The organism is Bacillus tuaregi (genome assembly GCF_900104575.1).
Classification (GTDB): Bacteria; Bacillota; Bacilli; order Bacillales; family Cytobacillaceae; genus Bacillus_BD; species Bacillus_BD tuaregi.
In genome coordinates, this window is the sequence record NZ_LT629731.1 from 2,595,414 (window position 1) to 2,617,134 (window position 21,721).

Sequence of the window (21,721 nt, forward strand, 5' to 3'; positions counted from 1 at the left end):
GATAAATTATTTTGAAAAATATTTATTTTGTCATTTTTTATCGAATGACCATGCTGTCTTTTTAAGGATTAATAAAATTTTCAATATTATCTTTTAACTGCCTGCCCTTTTCACCAGCTTTATCGATTCCTTGATCTAATTTCTCCTTCCACTTAGGAGCTTCTTCTCGAAATACCTCTCTCCATTTATCACTTTGTTCTTTAAGAAGTCGTTCAAAATCAGGGCCCTCCTCTGCCTGTTGAGTACGAACAGATTCGGTAGTGAATTCTGCCGATTCAATATAGGGCTTAATACTTTCCATAATCGTTTTAAAAATGGGTACCACGGTTTCTGAACTGCTGGAAGCTAAATAATGCTCTCTATCCGTTTGGTCATAACCAAGCCAGACCGCTCCGACGATATTCGGCGTATAGCCAACAAACCATTGATCTTTAGTACCATTGATATCATGATAAGGTAGCTGAGTAGACCCTGTTTTTCCAGCAAGCACAAGCCCTGGTATCTGGGCACCTTTGCCTGTTCCAGACTCAACCACACCAAGCAGCATAGAATTCATCTCGTTAGCAACCCTTTTGGTTGTGACTCTTGTTGTTTCTTTTTTGTACTCTGCAATTTCATTGCCTGTTGGACCAATAATTTTCGTGATAAAATGAGCTTCCTCTCTTTTCCCTTCATGCGCAAATACGCTATATGCCTCAGCAAGCTGTAGCGGCGAAATCCCTTTCCTCATCCCGCCTAGTGCAATTCCAAGGTAATGGTCTTCTTTTTCAAGTGTAATACCGAACTTTTCTAATGAAGCAATTCCTTTTTCTAAGCCAATTTCATTTAACAGCCAAACAGTAGGAACATTCAAGGATTGTTCAACAGCTTCATACATCGGGACTTCACCTTGGAAGGTATGTGAGAAATTCTCCGGTGCATAGTCACCCATTTTCAATGGTTCATCCTTAAGAATTGATGTTGTTTCATACCCTTCTTCAAGTGCTGGCGTATAGACCGCAAGTGGCTTTATTGTCGATCCTGGCTGTGCCTTCATATGTGTAACCCTGTTAAAGCCACGAAAAACATAATCACCTCTGCCTCCAACTAATCCAAGAACTCCGCCTGATTGAGGATTTAGTAGAACAGACCCACTTTGCACAAGTGTGCCTCCCTTTCCAGTCGGAAACACTGAATCACGCTGATAAACATTCTCTAGCATCGACTGTATATTTTGATCCATTTCAGTATAAATACGATAACCCCTAGTCATGATTTCTTCCTGGGTAAGTCCATATTTAGCAATGGCCTCGTCCAATACCGCATCAACATAATAGGGAAATTCCCGTTTTATATAGCTTCCGCCGCCGTCTTCTAAAATAATCCTTTCATTCTTCGCATCAGTGTATTCTTTATCTGTAATCATGCTCAGCTCTTTCATACTATAAAGAACGACATTTCTTCTCTCTATTGCCCTCTCATAATGCCGGTAGGGGTCAAGCGCTGATGGTGATTGCAGGAGACCGGCTAAAAGGGCAGCTTCACTGATGGTTACCGAGCCAATATCCTTATTAAAATATTTTCTTGCTGCCTGGTCGATTCCCCATGAACCACTACCAAAAAACACTTGATTTAAATACATACTCAAAATCTCGTCTTTTGAATAGTTTTTTTCAATTTCCACAGCCAAAAATAATTCCTCAATTTTGCGACGATAGGTTTGTTCAGGGGAAAGGAGAGCATTTTTGGCTAATTGTTGTGTAATGGTACTGCCTCCGCCTGTAATCCTTCCAGCAAAAAGATTATTAAAAAACGCTCTAGTCAAACCCTTTAAATCAAACCCATTATGCTCCATAAAACGGCGGTCCTCAATCGCAATCACCGCATTAGGTACATGTTCTGGCAGGTCCTTCACATCAATTCCTTCCGTCCGGTTCGTATCAACTTTTGTTGCTACATCCCCATCCTTATCATAAATGACCGTGGTTTGTGTTAATCCTTCTCTGAGCGATTGGACATTTGCCTGTGAGGCTGTAAAAGCAAAAAAGAGAATAGTCAATAATACAACCGTAAGACTGCTTAAGATTAAAATCTGGGTCAAATGCTTCCTTTTCCAGAAAGCACTAATGAGTGCTATCGTTCGCTTGAAAAACTTAATGATTGGAGGACTTAATCGCGACCAGACTTTTTTCATTATATTCCATACTGGTTGAAACCTTTCCATTTCTTCCCCTCGAATCTATAAGAAGAGTTTATTCTTTTATTTACTTATATTAGCGTAAATTAATAATAATTGAAAAGTATATCTTTAGCATCAGTTGACTCTCTCGCCTACCTTCTCATACATCCCTTTTAGGTTAGAGAAAACCTATTCACAAAAAACTAAAACGGAAATAAATGTTTGCATTTGAGAATACGGTTGTGTAATAAATTTTATTATTAAAAATTTTCTGTTTTTTTATGATAAAACGGTTTTCAATTCCGCTTTTTTGATATATACTGTTTCATAACAATAGGAAAACAATAAAACTGTTTTATAAAAGAGGAGGATAATATGAGCGTAAAAACTTTAAAAATTTGTCCTGAGTGTGGTCAAACGGTGAACGAACAAATTGAATCACATATTATGGAATGTGATCGCTGCCTCTCAAAAAAATCAGAATAACTACACACAAGCTATTTTTATTCATACAGCTGCAGATGTTTGTACAGCAAAAAATCCCTCCTGTTAAGGAGGGATTTTTAATTAACACTTTTGGAGACCCAACCATTTGTCATCAGCTGATATGCGAACACTTTTCCGATATAGATGCGTTCATTTCACTATACTAGCTTTTCAGCCAATGTGTGTCAGTTTCGCTATCAATTTCTTTGACTACTATGTTATCGATTCTCCCGATCGATAACTGGGTTTTCAAGGTATATTGGAATCCTAATCATCTACTTGAGTGAAATAATGATTTCACTTTTATGAGTATGATGACCTTTGGGTTTAGAGTTTATTATTAGCGTAATAATATTAGATACTTGTCAAAACTTTTTACTGCTTGCATTTTGCTATAACTTTCTGCTACTTACTTTTCCTCATCCTGTGACTTGGTTAAGTTCCTTTGCTTGGTTATAACATTGCCTGATCCTTTATAAGCTATTGCAATGGTAAAACTAATGCTCGTACCTTTATAAGTTGTTGGCTACTTTGTTATACACTATTGCTTGCAACCATTTAAGCTACTTACCTTTAATTATCACTTATGCCTGAAACTTTTAAAGCTGGCTTTTGTTATAACACTTTGCTCCAGAACGTTTTAAGTTCTTGCTTTTTATCATAACTATTTGCTCATAACTTTTTAAGCTGCTTGCATTTTGCTATAACCACTACTTGTAACTTTATTTAGCTGCTTGCATTTTGCTATAACCTAGTGCTCATAACTTTAAACTTACATTTGTCCGAACTATTTGCTTGATAACTTTATTAAGTCTCTTGCAGCTTGAATTACTTTTCACTTACATTGTTCCTAATTTCAAAGTAGATTCCTCGTTTTGCTCGTATCAATACTATAGGCTGAATGGTCAACTCTATTCCGTTTGAATTCCCCCTTGTATTCAATTTTTTTGAGGCAGCCTTTCAGTGCTAACAAGCAAATGATATTTTATTTACTTGCGTAAAATACTATTTGCCGTTTTCTGTTTGAAAGGATATAGTTTTTTCATTTCTTAACGAAACGAACACTATATGGTTGAGCCTCCAAAAGTGTTAAACTTGTTTTGTAGAATGTTTATTTATCTTTTCTACACTTTTATTATAGCTTATAAACGCTTATTGTAAACGCTTCAATCGTGAATTTTCTGTGAATAATGTTTATTAAGATAACTCTTTCCAGTGCATTCGGGTTGTATCAGATAAAAGAAAAACTACACAAAAAGTGTAGTTTATATCTTGGGCAGCTCCCGAATTTCCATTGTCATTTCATGTCCACATAAAGGACATTTTAAATCGTCGGATGCAAAATCCTTTCTCATCCAGCCGTTACAAGTGGAATCGCTACAGGAGTATACCTCAACATCCTCCATAATATTTTCCAATTTATCATCCTGACCTTTTCTGTTAAAAAAAATCGGAATCGCCCCCTAGTTTTTGATGATAGTTCTTTCCTACAACCTTAAGGATGAACTATACATGGTTAGGATACATACCCATTAAATGGTAAGTACATTACAATTGATTGAATCCTTATTAGTATGAACAAATTGAAAAAATTTAACAGCGAATCATAAAATTCGCAGCAGTTCATTTCATTTGGGCGGAATGGATGATAAGCATGATCAGAACTTTCTCTTCTATATTATTATAACATGGTTTCAATAATAATGATGTTTAACACAAAGTTTATTCTATTTAAGGAATTGTTCCTATGTCTTGTTTGCGAAACAGTTCTTTATTTTGCGAATTATCACTCATGTTCACATTTTATCCATATGATTCTTGCTCTTTTTTATATATCTTTAACATGGGAGGGGAAAACGTGAAAAAGATTTATATTCTTAGTGCTATCATTGTCCTTATAGGAATTACCGCAGGAATTTCCTATTTTATCGTTAGAGATGTATCTGCTAAAGTGCCTGATGATACTACCCTTATTACTATGCATGGTGAAGAGTATGATTTTAGTAAATCAGAGAAGAAGCTAAAGTTAGTTGAATTCATGTATACCCATTGTCCGGATATATGTCCAACCACTACTTTAAAAATGAATATGCTTAAAAAGGACTTAAAAGCAGCAGGTGTCTATGGTGAGGAGATTCAATTTCTTACAATCACCATTGATCCGTACAGAGATACCCCGGAACGGTTGCTGACATATATGGATACCTTCGATATTGAGGATGATGGAAACTGGATTATTTTAACTGGTGATCAAAACAATATTAAACAAGACCAACGCGAAATACAGGAATTAGCTAATACATTCCAATTTCAATATAGAGACCCTGGCGATGGCTTTTATGTTCATAGTACCTTCGTCTTTCTAATTGACGAAAACAACAAATATGTTAAAAAGTTTCCAATGGGTGAGGAGTTTAATAAAGAAGACATTTATAATAAGATTATGGCTGAAATTTAAGTCATCCATCGATACAATAAAACAGGCAAGGATGTCCATCTTGCCTGTTTTCATTTAAATAATCGTCAATACTGTTAAATGTCTAGTTCTTTTCCCGTCCTGTTGAAGCGATTTGTCTCCTATTTCCCGGGGTAAATCAGTGTTATCAGGTAAATACAATGATATTTTGGAACGAGGCTCAGAAAAGCTTATTTGTATCCCCGACTTCCTTAACCTATTCACCAAATCAATGAGCTGTCTGCTAGGCATGCTAAAAACCCCTTTAAATGATCTCTATGATTTTATTGTACATGGCAAATATTAATAAAATATGAACAAACAATGTTAAATGGATGACAACCGCTGTTCCTAACTATATAAATACGAGTTCAGTTCACTGTTTTCCTGCAATAATTTAAAACTTTCATAAAATTTACAACCTTATTATTAGCCACTGACTGCAAATCCTCCTTCAATTTCCAGCTGTATACAGCTCCATTTATGAATGTATCCATGAAAGGTGTTCTTCCTCTGCAAAAATGGTATAATCGGTTCATATTGTGTTTTTTGGAGGAATAAACTGAAATGATTACTGTAAGCAACGTTGGTCTTCGTTATGGAGACCGCAAATTATTCGAAGATGTTAATATTAAATTTACACCAGGAAATTGCTATGGATTAATCGGAGCGAACGGTGCAGGAAAATCCACGTTTTTGAAAATTTTATCCGGCGATCTTGAACCACAATCAGGCTCTGTACAATTAGGTCCAGGTGAACGCTTAGCTGTATTAAAACAAAACCATTTTGAATATGAAGATGAAGAGGTCTTGAAGGTCGTCATCATGGGTCACAGCCGCCTTTATGAAGTAATGCAGGAAAAAGATGCCATATATATGAAAGCTGACTTTACAGATGAGGATGGCATGAAAGCAGCTGAACTTGAGGGAGAATTTGCCGAATTGAATGGATGGGAAGCAGAATCAGATGCCGCCATTCTATTAAAAGGTCTTGGGATTGAAGAGGAGCTTCACCAAAAAAAAATGGCTGATATTTCTGGAGCTGAAAAAGTAAAGGTTCTGCTTGCCCAAGCTTTATTTGGAAAACCTGATGTACTGTTACTGGATGAGCCAACCAACCACCTTGATATTAAAGCCATTCAATGGCTTGAGGAATTTCTAATCAATTTTGAAAACACAGTGATTGTCGTTTCTCACGATCGTCATTTCTTAAATAAAGTCTGTACCCACATTGCAGACCTTGACTTTGGAAAAATTCAAATCTATGTAGGAAATTACGACTTCTGGTATGAATCAAGCCAATTAGCATTAAAAATGGCACAGGATGCTAATAAGAAAAAAGAAGAAAAAATTAAAGAGTTGCAAAACTTTATCGCCCGCTTTAGTGCGAATGCATCTAAATCTAAGCAAGCGACGTCGCGAAAAAAATTACTAGATAAAATTTCACTAGATGATATTAGGCCATCCTCCCGTCGTTATCCATACGTTGGGTTTACTCCGGATCGTGAAATCGGCAATGATTTATTACGAGTTGAAGGTATTTCCAAAACCATCGATGGCGAGAAGATTTTAGACAATATAAGCTTCATTATGAATAAAGATGACAAAATTGCCCTTGTAGGCACAAATGAAACAGCTAAAACGACTTTATTCAAAATTCTAATGGGAGAAATGGAACCTGATAGCGGTTCATTTAAGTGGGGAGTGACAACCTCACAAGCTTATTTTCCAAAAGATAATTCCCGCTACTTTGAAAACAGTGATTTAAACCTAGTTGATTGGCTGCGTCAATTTTCACCAAAGGATGAAAGCGAAAGCTTTTTAAGAGGTTTTCTAGGAAGAATGCTATTCTCAGGCGAAGAAGTGATGAAAAAGGCCAGTGTTCTTTCTGGTGGAGAAAAAGTACGCTGTATGCTTTCAAAAATGATGCTAAGCGGGGCAAATGTATTATTATTAGATGAACCGACGAACCACCTGGATCTTGAATCGATCACCGCTCTCAATAACGGACTTATTGCCTTTAAAGGATCCCTGATCTTCTCATCTCATGATCATCAGTTCATCCAGACAATTGCTAACCGTATTATAGAAATTACACCGAACGGTATGGTAGATAAACAAATGACCTATGATGAGTATTTAGAAGACAGCGACCTACAGAAACAAATCGCTGACATGTACCAAAGCTAAACATTTCTTGCAAAACAAAACGCAAAGGGATTATCCCTTTGCGTTTTATTATGATTGCTTTGTTTTTTTTCGTGCAGAGGATACCTCTCTCATGCCTGTTTCCATTGTTGTTGTTCCTTGACCTTCTACACGAGATGAGCTTAGTCCTATTTTGGATGGATCTTGCTTTCGTTTACTCATATTGAAACACCTCCACCCTTATATTGCCGAAATAAATGATTTCTTATGCTTTCCCTTTGATATTCTTAAGATATTCCATATATTGATCATCTCTTGATAATGCAGCATTGTATTGCCTTTTAACGAAGTGTTCCGCTTCCGTAAAGCTGTTAAAGGTCAGCGGTAATGTTTTGCTGCCATTTTCAACAATCCATTGCTGATTATGCTCCTTAATAAACCATTTTTCACGATTGTTATTTTCATAAAGTGAGCCTTCTGGATTATTCTTAAGATTATACTGATTTTTGGGTGCATCAAGCCTTGACGGGTCAAGTGGAAAAACCTCCTGAACAAACAGCTTATAGGCTGTTTCATTCATCGTGCAGCCCGAAGCCTTCACATGTCCGCCACCGCCAAATTTACCAGCAACTTCAGAAACATCCACATGATCATGAATCGTTCGGAAGCTCACCTTTTTCCCGCCCATGTTCAGAATCACAATATAATCAAGATGACTATTTTCCTTACCAAGCTCATTCCCTAGTTCAGAATGATACATTTCAGCATGAACAATTCCGACACAATGGTCATCAATAAACGTTTGGATTAGTTCACGATTTTTCTTGCGAATATATCGATTTATTTTCTCTTCTTCCATTTTGAGCAGCTGCTGTTCAAACTCATTAAATGAAAATGAACCCTCAGTCTTCAGTCTCGCAAGCATCTTTCCTTCAAAATCATCAAGTGAAAGGAGCGAGAATAAATCATTTAGCTGTTTTGCTTTCATTTCATTATTCTTTTCCCATTCCCATGTATCATATAGCCGAATCAACTCTACAAATTCATTTAACGAACCCTTTGCTGTCAACCATTGATTTTCTAGTAAATAATCATAAAACAATGATGTTGCAGAGGTTAATCTTCCATCTTCATATTCAACCATTACTTCCGCCCAGCTATATTCATTTAAATGCAAGGCTGTTTTATGATGATCAATGAATTGTGCTTTACCACCTTCTCGAACAAATTGATCAATCCGTTTACTATTTGCTTCATTGACACTTAAGTCTGTGACCCATATAGTATTGTTTCGAAGCTCATTTTGCTTTGTTGCATCAAAAAAACGTTCAACCTGCGAATTTATTCTGGCGACAGAATTATAATGAACCTCCACCTCTTCACCAAAAGCTAATTTCGCTAGTATTCCGCATCCCAGACCATCTAAATCATTATGAGTATATAAATGAATCAAAATAACCCACCTCTCCAGCATTAATTGTATGTAAAAGAAACGAACAAGTACTAAACGTTCTGCTGCCTTTTTTTACAAACACTCTCTGATCATATAAGAATGAAACATAATATATAAAACATTATAACTTTAGCTCCCGCTTGTCAAAAAGAAATCCTCATTTCATACAAAATGTTTATTCCCATAGAAAGAAAAAATGTAAAATCTATCAAATTCGCCCGTCGAATTTGCGTCCGGATTACCTGAGCTCGCTTGGGTAAACTACCTTTAAAAAATCCGTGACATCCGCCGAAGGCTTAACTTCATTCAGCCAGGGTTTGAGTCCCCACTGAATCATAGAACCATTTGCATTCAGTTCCCACTTGTAGAAGTGGAGGACTTCTGTACCTGTCGCAAGCTTTCGGTACAAAAAGCATTTGCTGAATGAAGTTAAGCATATGTTCATTTTCCTTGTTCTCAAACAGAAGCTTTCATTTTTGATGACAAGTTCTCCCCCCTTGTCCGCATATAATGGCTAACAAGACTTATTAATCAAATTCGCAGCCAAATTTAAGGAGGGTGGTTATGAAGCTTGTTATTATTAAAAAACGTCTTTTATGGTATTGTATTATTTTCATGGTAATATTAGCATCTGCAGGAGGATGGTTTTTTATAAACCAAGAGAACGAAGCGGTATTTAAACAGGAGGACCATCAAGATAAGATAAGGGAAATCCATCTTGTAACGGGTGAGTTTTCAGCCAAATTACCCGATAACACGAAAATCGAGGTGTACCGTTGGGATCCTGGCACCATATTTATGGAAGTTGGCGAAAAGGTTCATTTATCTATTTTGGGGGTGAACGGAAAAGAACATCCCTTCATCATCGAAAACACAGATATAAAAGGATCTGTAAAGAAAGGGGAGGAAACAATCGTACCGCTACAATTTCAAAAGGAAGGAATCTATCGTTTAATTTGTCTGTCCCATTCTGATAAAAATCATGAAGGACCAATGATTGCCTATATAGTAGTTGATTAAATCTCTACTTGTCAAAAGACAGTGTGGATCTAATACATTAACCTGATAGCGCTTTCTTTATGTATAACAGTTATACAATTTTCATTTTGTATATAATACAGTTTCAAATAAATAGAACTAATTATTCAAACTATCATAATACAAAGATAACTTGAAACCCTTGTATATCAAGGGTTTTTTAACATTCATAAATTGTTCATATATAATGTGATTACTTTCATAAACTATCTGTTACACTACTAATATAGTCATTGTACTACTACCTACTAGCAAACAATGAGTAACTATTTTAAACCAATGAGGTGACGTAACAATGGAACAATGGAGAGATTTTACAAATGGCGTTTGGCAAAAAGAAGTAAATGTAAGAGATTTTATTTTAAAGAACTTTACCCCTTATACTGGTGATGATAGCTTTTTAGAAGGACCTACAGAAGCAACAACAAAACTTTGGGATCAAGTAATGGAACTATCTAAAAAAGAGCGTGAAGCTGGCGGCGTCTTGGATGCTGACACAAAAATCGTTTCAACCATTACTTCACACGGACCTGGATACTTAACACAAGAACTTGAACAAATCGTTGGTTTCCAAACAGATAAACCTTTTAAACGTTCGTTAATGCCATTTGGCGGAATCCGCATGGCAAAAACCGCTTTAGAATCATACGGATTCGAGTTAGACAAAGAAGTTGAACATACCTTTACGGATTACCGCAAAACACATAACCAAGGCGTTTTCGATGCTTACACACCAGAGATGAGAGCTGCCCGTTCCGCTGGTGTTATCACGGGATTACCTGATGCTTATGGACGCGGACGTATTATTGGTGACTATCGCCGTGTCGCTCTTTATGGTGTAGATTTCTTAATGCAAGAAAAACTTAAAGAATATCAATATATCGGCGATGGCACTATGTCAGATGATGTCATTCGTGACCGCGAGGAATACAGTGAACAATATCGTGCCTTAAAAGAATTAAAACAAATGGCTGCTTCTTATGGCTTTGATATTTCTCAACCAGCGAAAAATGCGAAGGAAGCAATTCAATGGCTATACTTTGGCTATTTAGCTGCAATTAAGGAACAAAATGGTGCTGCTATGAGTCTTGGTCGTACTTCTACTTTCTTAGATATTTATATTGAAAGAGATTTACAGAATGGGACTTTAACAGAACAAGAAGCACAAGAATTAGTTGACCATTTTGTTATGAAGCTTCGTCTTGTAAAATTCGCAAGAACACCTGAATATAACGAATTATATAGCGGCGACCCAACATGGGTAACAGAATCTATCGCAGGTATGGCTCTTGACGGCCGTCCTTTAGTGACAAAGAACTCTTTCCGTTTCTTACACACTTTAGATAACCTAGGACCGGCTCCAGAACCAAACTTAACCATTCTTTGGTCAACAAAATTACCTGAAGCATTCAAGGCATATGCTGCAAAAATGTCTATCAAATCAAGTGCTATTCAATATGAAAATGATGATATGATGAGAGAATTATGGGGCGATGATTACGGCATTGCCTGCTGCGTATCTGCCATGAGAATTGGTAAGCAAATGCAATTCTTCGGAGCTCGTGTAAATATTGCCAAAGCATTATTATATGCAATTAATGGCGGTGTTGATGAAAAGAAAAAGACACAAGTTGGCCCATCATACCAACCAATTACTTCTGAGTATTTAAATTACGAAGAAGTTGTTAAAAACTATGACAAAATGCTTGACTGGTTATGCGGACTATATGTGAACACATTAAATGTGATCCATTATATGCATGATAAATACAGCTATGAAAGAATTGAAATGGCTCTTCATGATCGTGAAATTCTCCGCACGATGGCTTGCGGTATCGCTGGATTATCTGTTGCAGCTGACTCACTTAGTGCTATTAAATATGCAAAAGTAAAAACAATCCGTGACGAAAACGGTCTTGTCGTTGATTACGAAATTGAAGGTGACTACCCTAAATATGGTAACAATGATGATCGTGTCGATCAAATTGCTGTAGACCTTGTTAACGGAATTATGAACCGAATTAGAAAACATAAAACTTATCGTGGTGCTGTTCCAACTCAATCAGTATTAACGATTACATCTAACGTTGTATATGGTAAGAAAACAGGCGCAACACCAGATGGCCGTGAAGCAGGTAAACCATTTGCACCAGGTGCTAATCCAATGCATGGCCGCGACACAAAAGGAGCGCTTGCATCGCTGACTTCTGTAGCCAAATTACCTTACGATGCATCATTAGATGGTATTTCTAATACCTTTACCATCACTCCAAAAGCGCTTGGACGTGAGGATCAATCACAAGTAAATAATCTTGTGGCAATGCTTGATGGATATGTGTCAAAGCGCGGTCATCATATCAATGTGAACGTATTAAATCGCGACACATTATTAGATGCTGTAGAACATCCAGAATTATATCCGCAATTAACGATTCGTGTTTCTGGTTATGCGGTTAACTTTATTAAGCTGACTCGCGAGCAACAAATTGACGTTATTAACCGTACGTTCCATGAGAGTATGTCTGCTGCAGAAAAAAAAGAACCTGTTCTTGTATAATAAATAAGTAAGAGATAAAGAGAAGGGTCTCTTCCCTTCTCTTTGACTCTTTCATACAGACAACTTACTACTATGCGATATCACATAAAATAAATGGATAGGAGCGAATCAATATGCTGGGAAATATTCATTCCATTGAGACATTTGGTACTGTAGATGGACCAGGCATCCGCTATGTTGTTTTTACACAAGGCTGTCTCCTCCGCTGTCAGTATTGTCACAATGCAGATACTTGGGAAATAGGAACTGGGAAACAAATGTCTGTTGCTGATATCATGGAGGATTTAACTTCGTACCTCCCTTTTATTGAATCTTCAGGTGGCGGTATTACGGTCAGCGGCGGTGAACCGTTGTTACAAATCCCCTTTCTTATTGAATTATTTAAGGAATGCAAAAAAATAGGGATCCATACAACCATTGATTCATCCGGCGGCTGCTATTCAACAGCTCCACTGTTTCAAGAGCAACTCAACGAATTGTTGAACTATACAGATTTAATTTTAGTTGACTTAAAGCATATTAATCGAAAGAAGCATATTCAATTAACTGGAATGGCTAATGACCATATTATCCAATTTGCAAAATCTTTATCTGAGCGCCAGATTCCCGTCTGGATTCGTCACGTTCTTGTGCCTTCCGTGACAGATGACGAAAAAGACTTAGAAGAACTTGGTCATTTTATCGGTACACTTGAGAATGTGGAGAAATTGGAGGTCCTTCCGTATCATAAGCTTGGTGTATATAAATGGGAGGCACTTGGAATGGACTACCCTTTAAATAACATTGAGCCGCCTAGTGATGAGAAGGTACAAACTGCATATAAAGTTCTCACCAAAACACTTACGTTTCGTAAAAAAGTGCTATCCTGAATAACAGGACAGCACTTTTTTAACATCTTATTGTTATTAACTATTTCCACCAGTCATCAAACATGGTAGCCGGCATTTCTCTTTTATGCAGTGTAGCTAAATATCTCTTTTCTATTTTTTCCGCACTTACTGGAGAAACGTTTTTACCCTCTAAATAATCATCTAATTCCTCATAGGAGATCCCCAGCTCTGTTTCATCAGCCTGACCTGGCACATCGTCTAATAAATCGGCAGTTGGAACCTTTAAGTACAGACTTTCCGCTGCACCCAATTCCTTTAATAGTTCTCTTCCCTGTCTTTTCGTCAGCCCTGCTAGCGGAACTATATCTGCTCCCCCATCACCATATTTTGTATAAAAGCCCGTTACAGCTTCGGCAGCATGGTCTGTACCGATAACAAGGAGGTTCTCTTGTCCGCCAATCGCATATTGAGCTATCATTCTCATTCTTGCTTTAACATTCCCCTTATGATAATCCCTTAATGGCTCCCCATTTACTTTCATATCATACTCCACTTTTACGGCATCCACTGCCGCTTCTATGTTAAAGGTATATACAACATCTGCTTTAATAAAGGCTAATGCAGCCTTTGCATCTGCTTCATCCTTTTGAACTCCGTATGGAAGCCTGACAGCAACAAATTTCACCTCATGTCCCTCTGACCTAAGCTCTTCAACGGCTAATTGGGCAAGTCTCCCCGCTAGGGTTGAGTCTTGACCGCCGCTTATTCCAAGGACATATCCGCTCGATTTTGTCTGTAATAGATACTCTTTTAAGAATTGAATTCGCTTTTGAAGCTCCACCTTTGGATTAATTACAGATTGAATATGTAACTCGTTCCTAATTCGATTTTGCATATTCATGATAATTCCTCCCATTCTAAATAAGTGTTTATACAAGACTTGCCAATTCCTCGCTAACTCTCTGGTTAACGGTTTCGATATGGTTGAGCTTATTCTCCCAACATTTTGGACTTAAATCAACTGGATATTCCTCAGGGTTTAATGACCGTTTATACTCATCCCAAAGATAATTTAAATTTTGCTGACAATACTTTTGAACTTGTTCAAGCGACGGAAGCTGATAGACTAATTCACCATTTGTAAGAATATCATGGTGAAGATCTTTTGCCACAAAATTGGTCACATCCTTCCTGATATAGGTATGGACTGGATGGAACATATTTAAACTTCTTTCTTCATTTGGCCGTTCATCATCTAAGGCAATATAATCACCTTCCGATTTTTGATTGGCTAAATTAATGACTCTGTACACTCTTTTTAAACCAGGTGTTGAAACCTTTTCCGGATTTCCACTGATTTTGATTGTATCAACCATTTTTCCAGCGTCATCTTCAATCGAGACCATTTTATATACAGCTCCTAATGCCGGTTCATCATAGCCGGTAATCAGCTTGGTGCCAATGCCCCATACATCAATTCTTGCTCCCTGGGATTTCAAATTCATAATCGTGTATTCATCAAGATCATTTGAAGCAACAATCTTCGTTTTTGTAAAGCCTGCCTCATCAAGCATTTTTCTTGCTTCTTTAGATAAATAGGCAAGATCACCACTATCCAAACGAATGCCGACAAAATTAATCTCGTCTCTCAATTCCTTCGCGACGCGGATTGCATTCGGCACACCAGACTTCAACGTATCATATGTATCAACTAAAAAAACACAATCCTTATGGCGGCGAGCATACTTATGAAAGGCAGTGTACTCATCAATATAGGCTTGAATGAGTGAATGCGCATGCGTGCCTGAAACAGGAATTCCAAATAATTTTCCTGCCCTTACATTGGAGGTCGAACTAAAACCACCTATATATGCTGCTCGTGTTCCCCAAATCGCTGCATCCATTTCCTGAGCCCGTCTTGTACCAAATTCCATGGCTGTTTCATCGCCAATAATATATTTGATTCTGGAGGCCTTTGTGGCAATTAATGTTTGGTAATTCACAATATTCAAAATGGCTGTTTCAACTAATTGAGCTTCGGCAAGAGTTGATTCAATTCGAATAAGAGGTTCATTTGCAAAGACAATTTCTCCTTCTGCCATTGCACGAACAGAGCCCGTAAAACGAAGGTCTTTTAAATAATCTAGAAAGTCTTCCTGAAATCGTAATTCATCCCTTAAATAAGCTATATCTTCTTCTGTAAATCGCAGATTTTTTAAGTAATCAATTACCTTTTCAAGACCAGCAAAGACCGCAAAGCCATTACCAAATGGTAACTTACGAAAAAAAACTTCAAACACGGCTCTACGATTATGAACGCCATCCTCCCAATAGGTTTCTATCATATTTATTTGATACAAATCTGTATGTAATGTTAAACTGTCGTCCAAAAATTTCGCCATGACCAAACCTCCCAATATTCACTTACCTGTTAATCCTTACTAATAGTGAGAACTAATTTATCTATCTCTAAGCTTTCCCACGATAACCACAAATTTGTCTATTAATATTATAAACTTTAATTAGCTATTGTCTAATTAACAGATTTTTTTCAATACTCTCCTCTAACAGTAAAGCCCTTTTTGTTCCATTGCTTAATAACCCAAAATCCATTATACTTTCACCATGCACATGCAATAGTTGAGGTGAATTATTTGTTTGAATTTTTTCTGGATACCACCAATCTACAGGTTGATTATTCACTGTATGTTAGTATCCTTTTTGGACTTTCCGTAAAATGGCTGTGGATCCATAGTATTGATGTTAAAATGACCGACTCCATCTACACATCATCAGATGTCCACCTTCAAGGGAAGCAGCTTTTACTATTCATTAAAAAGCCGTACCATCTAAACAACCAACTGATGTGGATTTTAAGATATATTAGAAGAAAAAAGAATCTTAGTGAAGATCCTGACAGCCCTATTTCCTATTCCAAGTAAAGATATTTATCTAAATGGGAGGAAATAGAAACGATGAATACCATTAAAAAGTTCACTTTATTATTATCTGGAATTTGGCTGACCGTCCTATTAACTGGATGCTCTGCTAGCAATGGGCAGAATACTGGTTTTTTTCACCACTATTTTGTTGAACCTTTTACACAATTAATCCTTTGGACTTCCAATCTTTTTCATGATAATTATGGATTAAGTATTATCGCAGTCACACTGCTTGTTCGGATCATTCTTTTACCCTTGATGTTAAAGCAATATAAAACACAGGCAAATATGAAAGAAAAAATGGATTTATTAAAGCCTGAAATGGATATCATCCAGAAAAAAATTAAAGAAACAAAGGATCCTAAAGACCAGCAGCTGTTGCAAAAAGAAATGATGGGTTTGTATCAAAAGCATGGTGTAAATCCGCTAAATATGGGCTGCTTACCATTACTTATCCAAATGCCTATCTTAATGGCTTTCTATTATGCAATCCGTGATTCTCATGAAATCGCCACCCATTCATTTTTATGGTTCAGTCTTGGCCAGCCGGATATTGGAGTAACTCTCATGGCAGGTATCGTATATTATTTACAATTTAAGGTTTCTCAATCCACCATGCCTGAAGCCCAACAGCAACAAATGAAATATATGGGACTTTTATCGCCGGTTATGATTGTTATGGTATCCCTGAATGCACCTGCTGCCCTACCACTATATTGGGTCATCGGTGGAGTCTTTTTGATCTTTCAAACCTATCTCGGTCGTAAACTGTATCAGACTCCGAAAAAAATCAATACAGCAAATGTTGAAAAAGCTTAGTAATAACATCCGTCTCCTAAAAAGGCGGATGTTTTTTTACGTATAACGCATCTTCTTCCTCATCCAACAGCAATTATTCCCATTCCCTTTCACGAATAGTAACGATTGTTCCTGTCAAACTAAAATAGAATAAATACTCAAGGAGGTTCTGACATGCATTGGAAAGCCCTACTCACCACAATTTCTATATCGTCCATCATTCTCAGTGCTTGCGGTACAGACAATGGTACTGCCTTGAATCCTAATCCAAACACTAACCAGGACACCGCACATTTACGAACCGTTTCAGACAAGAAGCAAAATGTGAATCAAAGCATTAGAGAGGAACAAAATCGGCGGATAACAAACGGAAACGGCAACAATCAAAATCGCGATATTACAGCAAGAAATATCGCTAATAATACGGCGGATAATGACAATGGAAATGCGACAAATAATCAAATGGATATTGCTGATCAAGCAGCTGAAAAAATTACTCAAATGCGTGAAGTGGATCGAGCAAACGTCATCGTTACGAATCATAATGCTTATGTAGCCGCAAAATTAGCAGCTAATGCTGACAAAACATTAACAAACGACGTTGAAAGAAAAATCTCCGATTTAGTCAAATCCTCCAACCGCAATATTGAGCATGTATATATCTCTGTTAACCCCGATTTTTATAAGCGCACAACCTCCTATGCAGAAGATATTCGCAATGGACAACCGGTTGAGGGACTTTTCGATGAATTCAGCGTGTTAGTCCGCCGGGTATTCCCCTCTAAAAAGTAGGACTACGAACGTAAAAAGTGACTCATTACTGTTTATGGAGAACAGTAATGAGTCACTTTTTTATGCCTGTTCGAAATAATCCTTGTAAAAGCCACCTACTTTACCACTATTATCGATAATGAAATAAAACTCTTCCGTTTCATTTTTCACCTCATAGCTTTTCCCAGGTGTCAGCACGCGGTTGACAATATATTTTTTGGCATCCGTATGTATACATTTTACCGTTTTTATTGTTTTTCGTTCGTGCCAGTCTAAATGAATCATGTTAACAAACTCCCTTCCTAATACCATTTACACTTTAGTATATAAGTATCAACCCCACAGAGCAACAATCAGCACCCGATTTATTTATGTGGACATTTTGTTAAGCATCACTTCCATTTACCATGAAAATTTTATGAATTTTTTTAAAATGGACTATGAAAAATTTCATAAAATCTTTAAAATAGAATAATATTGAATATTCTATCCTTTACCTTGGAGGTATGCACAATGAAAATTATGAGTAATGAACAGTTAATTGTCTCGTATCGTGATGCATTGAAGTCAGGTAATGATAAAGATTGGATTAGAGTATTACAGGGAGAAATAAAAAAACGTGGCTTAAAACCCATTATAAATTAACAAGTAAGAGCAAAGGATACCTCCTTTGCTCTTACTTGTTGCTTTTATCTATTGCTTAAAAAAACCGGGTATAACCCGGTTTATAGCTCATCAACTAAATGGAAATAAAGCTGTGTTCTGCTTTCCAATGCGGAGGAATCTCTTAATTCCATCGGTACGAGTGGAGAGTCAACATGAAGATAGAGTAACCATTTGTTCGTTACACCTTTTCTGACAGACAATTCAATTCCATCCTGCTCTGAATAGGCTAGATTTTCTTCGATATTATTATAGCGGTGATGACAATGAGTACTTTGTTCTATCATGTGTTAATTCCTCCTTTAACTCCTATTATAAAGGCTATTCCCGATAAATTAATCGAATTTTATGAACTTATTTCAACAATTGACTTACTTATTTAGTTTACATAATAAAAATATAGTCATCAATAATATGACTAAGCTAATTCTATTATTCTTATTTATCTTAACAATATAAATAATCTCTATTTTTATAAAAAAAGAATTGCAAGTTTTATTCTATTGTAGTAAAGTTTAAGAAATTAATCATATTTTCTTATCAAGAGAGGTAGAGGGGATGGCCCAGGGACACCTCAGCAACCTTCAATGTTAAGCATTGAAAAGGTGCTAAATCCAGCAAGTTTACGAATAAACTTGAAAGATAAGAAGAAGTCATGTTTATGTTTAAACTAAAGTCTTCTTCTTTAAGAAGACTTTTTTTAATGTTGGTTCATACAGCCTTCTAAACCAAGTACACTAATAAGAAAAATCAGCATAGAAAGGCGATTGGGAAGATAAAGCATTCCCCCTTTTCTGAAGAATAAGGAGTGTAATCACATGTATAAAACAGATACAAAGTTAGCGCAAATTGGCAATAGAAGTGAAGAAACTACTGGTACCGTTAGTGCACCTGTTTATTTTTCAACTGCCTATCGTCATGCTGGCATCGGTCAGTCAACCGGATTTGATTATAGTCGAACAGCCAATCCTACGAGACAAGTTTTAGAAGAAGCGATAGCAGATTTAGAGGGCGGGGACCGCGGCTATGCATGTAGCTCCGGAATGGCGGCTATTTTAACCATTCTTTCACTGTTTCAAGCTGGAGACGAGTGGGTTGTTTCGAAAGATTTATATGGCGGTACCTATCGCATCCTTGAGGAAGGCTTTAAAAAGTGGGGGCTGCGATGTCGTTATACCAACACTAGTGACGTTCATAATATTGAAAAAGAAATCACACCTCAAACAAAAGCGATCTTTATTGAAACTCCGACAAACCCTCTTATGGAACAAACGGATATTTCTGAAGCTGCCCGGATTGCCAAAAAACACAATATTTTATTGATTGTTGATAATACATTTTATACACCTATCCTACAACAGCCAATTGCGCTCGGAGCAGATATTGTTATTCATAGCGCAACAAAATATCTAGGCGGTCATAATGATGTTCTCGCAGGCTTAATTGTTGCCAAAGGAATCGAGCTTTGTGATGCCATTGCTAAATATCATAATACTGTAGGCGCAGTGTTAAGTCCGTTTGATTCATGGCTGTTAATGCGCGGGATGAAAACTCTTGCATTACGAATGGAACGTCATGAGAAAAACGCCAAAGCCATTGTCGAATTTTTAAAAGAGCACGATAGCATAACAGATGTTCTATATCCAGGTCATGGCGGGATGCTATCATTTCGTATCCAAAGTGAAAAGTGGGTAAACCCTTTTCTACAAAAATTAAACTTAATTTGTTTTGCAGAAAGCCTTGGCGGAGTGGAAAGCTTTATCACCTACCCTACTACTCAAAAACATGCCGACATCCCTGAAGAGGTTCGTATCGAAACAGGCGTTGATAATCGTTTATTACGGTTCTCAGTAGGCATTGAAAACGTCGAAGATCTTATCAAGGATTTAACACAAGCACTGGCTGCTGTCAAAAAGGAGATTGTTATTTATGAATGAGCCATATACATTTCAAACTAATTTACTTCACAATAAACATAAAATAGACCCAACCACTGGCGCTGTTAGTGTCGCAATTCAACATGCTTCAACTTTTCACCAAAAAGAAATTGATTCATTTGGAAAATTCGATTATAGTCGAAGCGGAAACCCCNATGCCGACATCCCTGAAGAGGTTCGTATCGAAACAGGCGTTGATAATCGTTTATTACGGTTCTCAGTAGGCATTGAAAACGTCGAAGATCTTATCAAGGATTTAACACAAGCACTGGCTGCTGTCAAAAAGGAGATTGTTATTTATGAATGAGCCATATACATTTCAAACTAATTTACTTCACAATAAACATAAAATAGACCCAACCACTGGCGCTGTTAGTGTCGCAATTCAACATGCTTCAACTTTTCACCAAAAAGAAATTGATTCATTTGGAAAATTCGATTATAGTCGAAGCGGAAACCCCACTAGAGAAGCATTGGAGGAAGTGATTGCAGAATTAGAGGACGGGTATCGTGGATTTGCCTTTTCTTCCGGAATGGCCGCTATATCAACTGCCTTCATGTTACTTTCTAAGGATGATCATGTTGTCATCTCTGAGGATGTATATGGTGGTACCTTCCGTATGGTTTCCCAGGTACTAACCCGTTTTGGAATCAGTCATACATTTGTTGATATGACTGACCTTGAAGCGATTAATAAGGCTGTCCAGCCAAATACAAAGCTGTTTTATGTAGAGACTCCCTCCAATCCATTACTGAAAGTAACCGATATTAAAGCGGTGAGTGATTTGGCAAAGAAACATAATGCCCTTACCTTTGTCGATAATACGTTTTTAACGCCAGCCATTCAAAAGCCGCTTACACTTGGAGCTGACATTGTCCTTCATAGTGCGACTAAATTTTTATCCGGACACAGTGACGTGGTTGCAGGCTTGGCAGTTGTAAAGGATCCAGCTTTAGCTGAAAAACTATATTTCTTGCAAAATTCTTTTGGTGCGGTTCTGGGTGTCCAGGATGCATGGCTTGTACTAAGAGGCTTAAAAACACTACATGTTCGTTTAGAACACTCCGTTAAGGCAGCTGAAAGATTAGCCAACTTTTTCGCAGGACACCCACTTGTGAATAAGGTATACTATCCTGGCCTGAAGGAACACCCGCAATATGACATCCATCATTCACAAGCAGCTTCAGCAGGTGCTGTTCTATCCTTTGAGTTAAGGGATGAGGATGTGTTTAGAACCTTTGTTGAAAATGTAGAGATTCCAGTCTTTGCAGTAAGTCTTGGCGCCGTAGAATCGATTCTTTCCTACCCTGCCAAAATGTCACACGCCGCCATGCCTGCAGAGGAACGAGCGCAACGTGGAATAACCAACAGTCTCTTACGTCTTTCCGTCGGGCTCGAAAATCCAGAAGATTTAATAAAGGATTTTTCAAATGCGCTTGAGAAAGTAAAACAAACAAATTTGAATGATGACCGGGGTTGATACT

20 protein-coding genes, 1 pseudogene and 1 riboswitch are annotated in these 21,721 nt (G+C 37.2%); of the genes and pseudogenes, 13 read left to right on the forward strand and 8 right to left on the reverse strand.

The features are described 5' to 3' along the window. Positions 1–61 precede the first annotated feature (61 nt). The gene (locus BQ5321_RS14760; protein ID WP_187143751.1) at positions 62–2,203 is read right to left on the reverse strand and encodes a transglycosylase domain-containing protein; all 2,142 of its coding nucleotides are present in this window, start codon (positions 2,201–2,203) and stop codon (positions 62–64) included. A gap of 330 nt (positions 2,204–2,533) precedes the next feature. Between BQ5321_RS14760 and yhfH the strand changes: the two genes are divergently transcribed. Next, entirely contained in the window at positions 2,534–2,644 is a 111-nt protein-coding gene (gene yhfH, locus BQ5321_RS24080; protein ID WP_139187810.1) for a protein YhfH, read from the forward strand. 1,265 nt (positions 2,645–3,909) lie between these two features. Here the strand turns inward: yhfH and BQ5321_RS14765 are convergent. After that, the gene (locus tag BQ5321_RS14765; protein ID WP_390622190.1) at positions 3,910–4,101 is read right to left on the reverse strand and encodes a cold-inducible protein YdjO-related protein; all 192 of its coding nucleotides are present in this window, start codon (positions 4,099–4,101) and stop codon (positions 3,910–3,912) included. 401 nt (positions 4,102–4,502) lie between these two features. Between BQ5321_RS14765 and BQ5321_RS14770 the strand changes: the two genes are divergently transcribed. Together BQ5321_RS14770 and BQ5321_RS14775 are read left to right on the forward strand one after the other, a co-directional pair. Continuing rightward, positions 4,503–5,102 (forward strand): SCO family protein, encoded by a 600-nt coding sequence (locus BQ5321_RS14770; protein ID WP_071395197.1) that lies wholly within the window; start codon positions 4,503–4,505, stop codon positions 5,100–5,102. A 564-nt stretch (positions 5,103–5,666) separates the two neighbouring features. Beyond that, entirely contained in the window at positions 5,667–7,289 is a 1,623-nt protein-coding gene (locus BQ5321_RS14775; RefSeq protein ID WP_071395198.1) for an ABC-F family ATP-binding cassette domain-containing protein, read from the forward strand. A 48-nt stretch (positions 7,290–7,337) separates the two neighbouring features. On the opposite strand, the gene BQ5321_RS23795 is transcribed toward BQ5321_RS14775, so the two are convergent. Then, positions 7,338–7,469 carry a YuzL family protein gene (locus BQ5321_RS23795; protein ID WP_084786819.1) on the reverse strand — a complete coding sequence of 44 codons (132 nt, stop codon included), beginning with the start codon at positions 7,467–7,469 and terminating at the stop codon, positions 7,338–7,340. 43 nt (positions 7,470–7,512) lie between these two features. Beyond that, positions 7,513–8,700: a DHH family phosphoesterase gene (locus BQ5321_RS14780; RefSeq protein WP_071395199.1), complete on the reverse strand. Its 1,188-nt coding sequence runs from the start codon at positions 8,698–8,700 to the stop codon at positions 7,513–7,515. Between the two features lie 564 nt (positions 8,701–9,264). On the opposite strand from BQ5321_RS14780, the gene BQ5321_RS14785 reads away from it, so the two are divergent. The 3 genes from BQ5321_RS14785 to pflA all read left to right on the forward strand — a co-directional run bounded on the left by BQ5321_RS14785 (position 9,265) and on the right by pflA (position 13,164). Next, positions 9,265–9,720: a hypothetical protein gene (locus BQ5321_RS14785; protein ID WP_071395200.1), complete on the forward strand. Its 456-nt coding sequence runs from the start codon at positions 9,265–9,267 to the stop codon at positions 9,718–9,720. Between the two features lie 313 nt (positions 9,721–10,033). Then, on the forward strand, positions 10,034–12,295 hold the full coding sequence (gene pflB, locus BQ5321_RS14790; protein WP_071395201.1) for a formate C-acetyltransferase: 2,262 nt from the start codon (positions 10,034–10,036) through the stop codon (positions 12,293–12,295). Positions 12,296–12,408: 113 nt separating this feature from the next. Beyond that, entirely contained in the window at positions 12,409–13,164 is a 756-nt protein-coding gene (gene pflA / locus BQ5321_RS14795) for a pyruvate formate-lyase-activating protein (RefSeq protein WP_071395202.1), read from the forward strand. Between the two features lie 40 nt (positions 13,165–13,204). On the opposite strand, the gene nadE is transcribed toward pflA, so the two are convergent. Both nadE and BQ5321_RS14805 read right to left on the reverse strand, forming a co-directional pair. Continuing rightward, positions 13,205–14,026 (reverse strand): ammonia-dependent NAD(+) synthetase, encoded by an 822-nt coding sequence (gene nadE, locus BQ5321_RS14800; protein WP_071395203.1) that lies wholly within the window; start codon positions 14,024–14,026, stop codon positions 13,205–13,207. A gap of 28 nt (positions 14,027–14,054) precedes the next feature. Continuing rightward, a complete protein-coding gene (locus tag BQ5321_RS14805; protein ID WP_071395204.1) occupies positions 14,055–15,527 on the reverse strand; it encodes a nicotinate phosphoribosyltransferase in 1,473 nt (490 codons plus the stop codon). Positions 15,528–15,779: 252 nt separating this feature from the next. Between BQ5321_RS14805 and BQ5321_RS14810 the strand changes: the two genes are divergently transcribed. The 3 genes from BQ5321_RS14810 to BQ5321_RS14820 all read left to right on the forward strand — a co-directional run bounded on the left by BQ5321_RS14810 (position 15,780) and on the right by BQ5321_RS14820 (position 17,657). After that, positions 15,780–16,067, forward strand: a complete 288-nt coding sequence (locus tag BQ5321_RS14810; RefSeq protein ID WP_071395205.1) for a hypothetical protein — start codon at positions 15,780–15,782, stop codon at positions 16,065–16,067. Between the two features lie 33 nt (positions 16,068–16,100). Then, entirely contained in the window at positions 16,101–16,886 is a 786-nt protein-coding gene (gene yidC / locus BQ5321_RS14815) for a membrane protein insertase YidC (protein WP_071395206.1), read from the forward strand. Between the two features lie 153 nt (positions 16,887–17,039). Continuing rightward, complete coding sequence (locus tag BQ5321_RS14820; RefSeq protein WP_071395207.1) at positions 17,040–17,657, forward strand: YhcN/YlaJ family sporulation lipoprotein; 618 nt, start codon at positions 17,040–17,042, stop codon at positions 17,655–17,657. A 60-nt stretch (positions 17,658–17,717) separates the two neighbouring features. Here BQ5321_RS14820 and BQ5321_RS14825 read toward each other — a convergent pair whose 3' ends face one another. Beyond that, on the reverse strand, positions 17,718–17,921 hold the full coding sequence (locus tag BQ5321_RS14825) for a DUF6501 family protein (RefSeq protein WP_071395208.1): 204 nt from the start codon (positions 17,919–17,921) through the stop codon (positions 17,718–17,720). A gap of 228 nt (positions 17,922–18,149) precedes the next feature. On the opposite strand from BQ5321_RS14825, the gene sda reads away from it, so the two are divergent. Beyond that, positions 18,150–18,281 (forward strand): sporulation histidine kinase inhibitor Sda, encoded by a 132-nt coding sequence (gene sda / locus BQ5321_RS14830; RefSeq protein ID WP_071395209.1) that lies wholly within the window; start codon positions 18,150–18,152, stop codon positions 18,279–18,281. 80 nt (positions 18,282–18,361) lie between these two features. Here the strand turns inward: sda and BQ5321_RS14835 are convergent, their stop codons facing one another. Further along, positions 18,362–18,586, reverse strand: coding sequence for a hypothetical protein (locus BQ5321_RS14835; protein WP_071395210.1), 225 nt, complete (start codon positions 18,584–18,586; stop codon positions 18,362–18,364). Positions 18,587–18,833: 247 nt separating this feature from the next. Beyond that, a riboswitch (SAM riboswitch) is annotated at positions 18,834–18,948 on the forward strand. 169 nt (positions 18,949–19,117) lie between these two features. Here BQ5321_RS14835 and BQ5321_RS14840 point away from each other — a divergent pair. The 3 genes and pseudogenes from BQ5321_RS14840 to metC all read left to right on the forward strand — a co-directional run bounded on the left by BQ5321_RS14840 (position 19,118) and on the right by metC (position 21,717). Then, the gene (locus BQ5321_RS14840) at positions 19,118–20,236 is read left to right on the forward strand and encodes a methionine biosynthesis PLP-dependent protein (protein ID WP_071395211.1); all 1,119 of its coding nucleotides are present in this window, start codon (positions 19,118–19,120) and stop codon (positions 20,234–20,236) included. Continuing rightward, positions 20,229–20,465: pseudogene (locus tag BQ5321_RS24850) on the forward strand (PLP-dependent transferase); the annotation flags it as partial. The gene BQ5321_RS14840 and the pseudogene BQ5321_RS24850, both read left to right, overlap by 8 nt. Positions 20,466–20,535: 70 nt before the next feature. Continuing rightward, positions 20,536–21,717, forward strand: a complete 1,182-nt coding sequence (metC, locus tag BQ5321_RS14850) for a cystathionine beta-lyase (protein WP_071395213.1) — start codon at positions 20,536–20,538, stop codon at positions 21,715–21,717. The last annotated feature ends 4 nt before the right edge of the window (positions 21,718–21,721 follow it).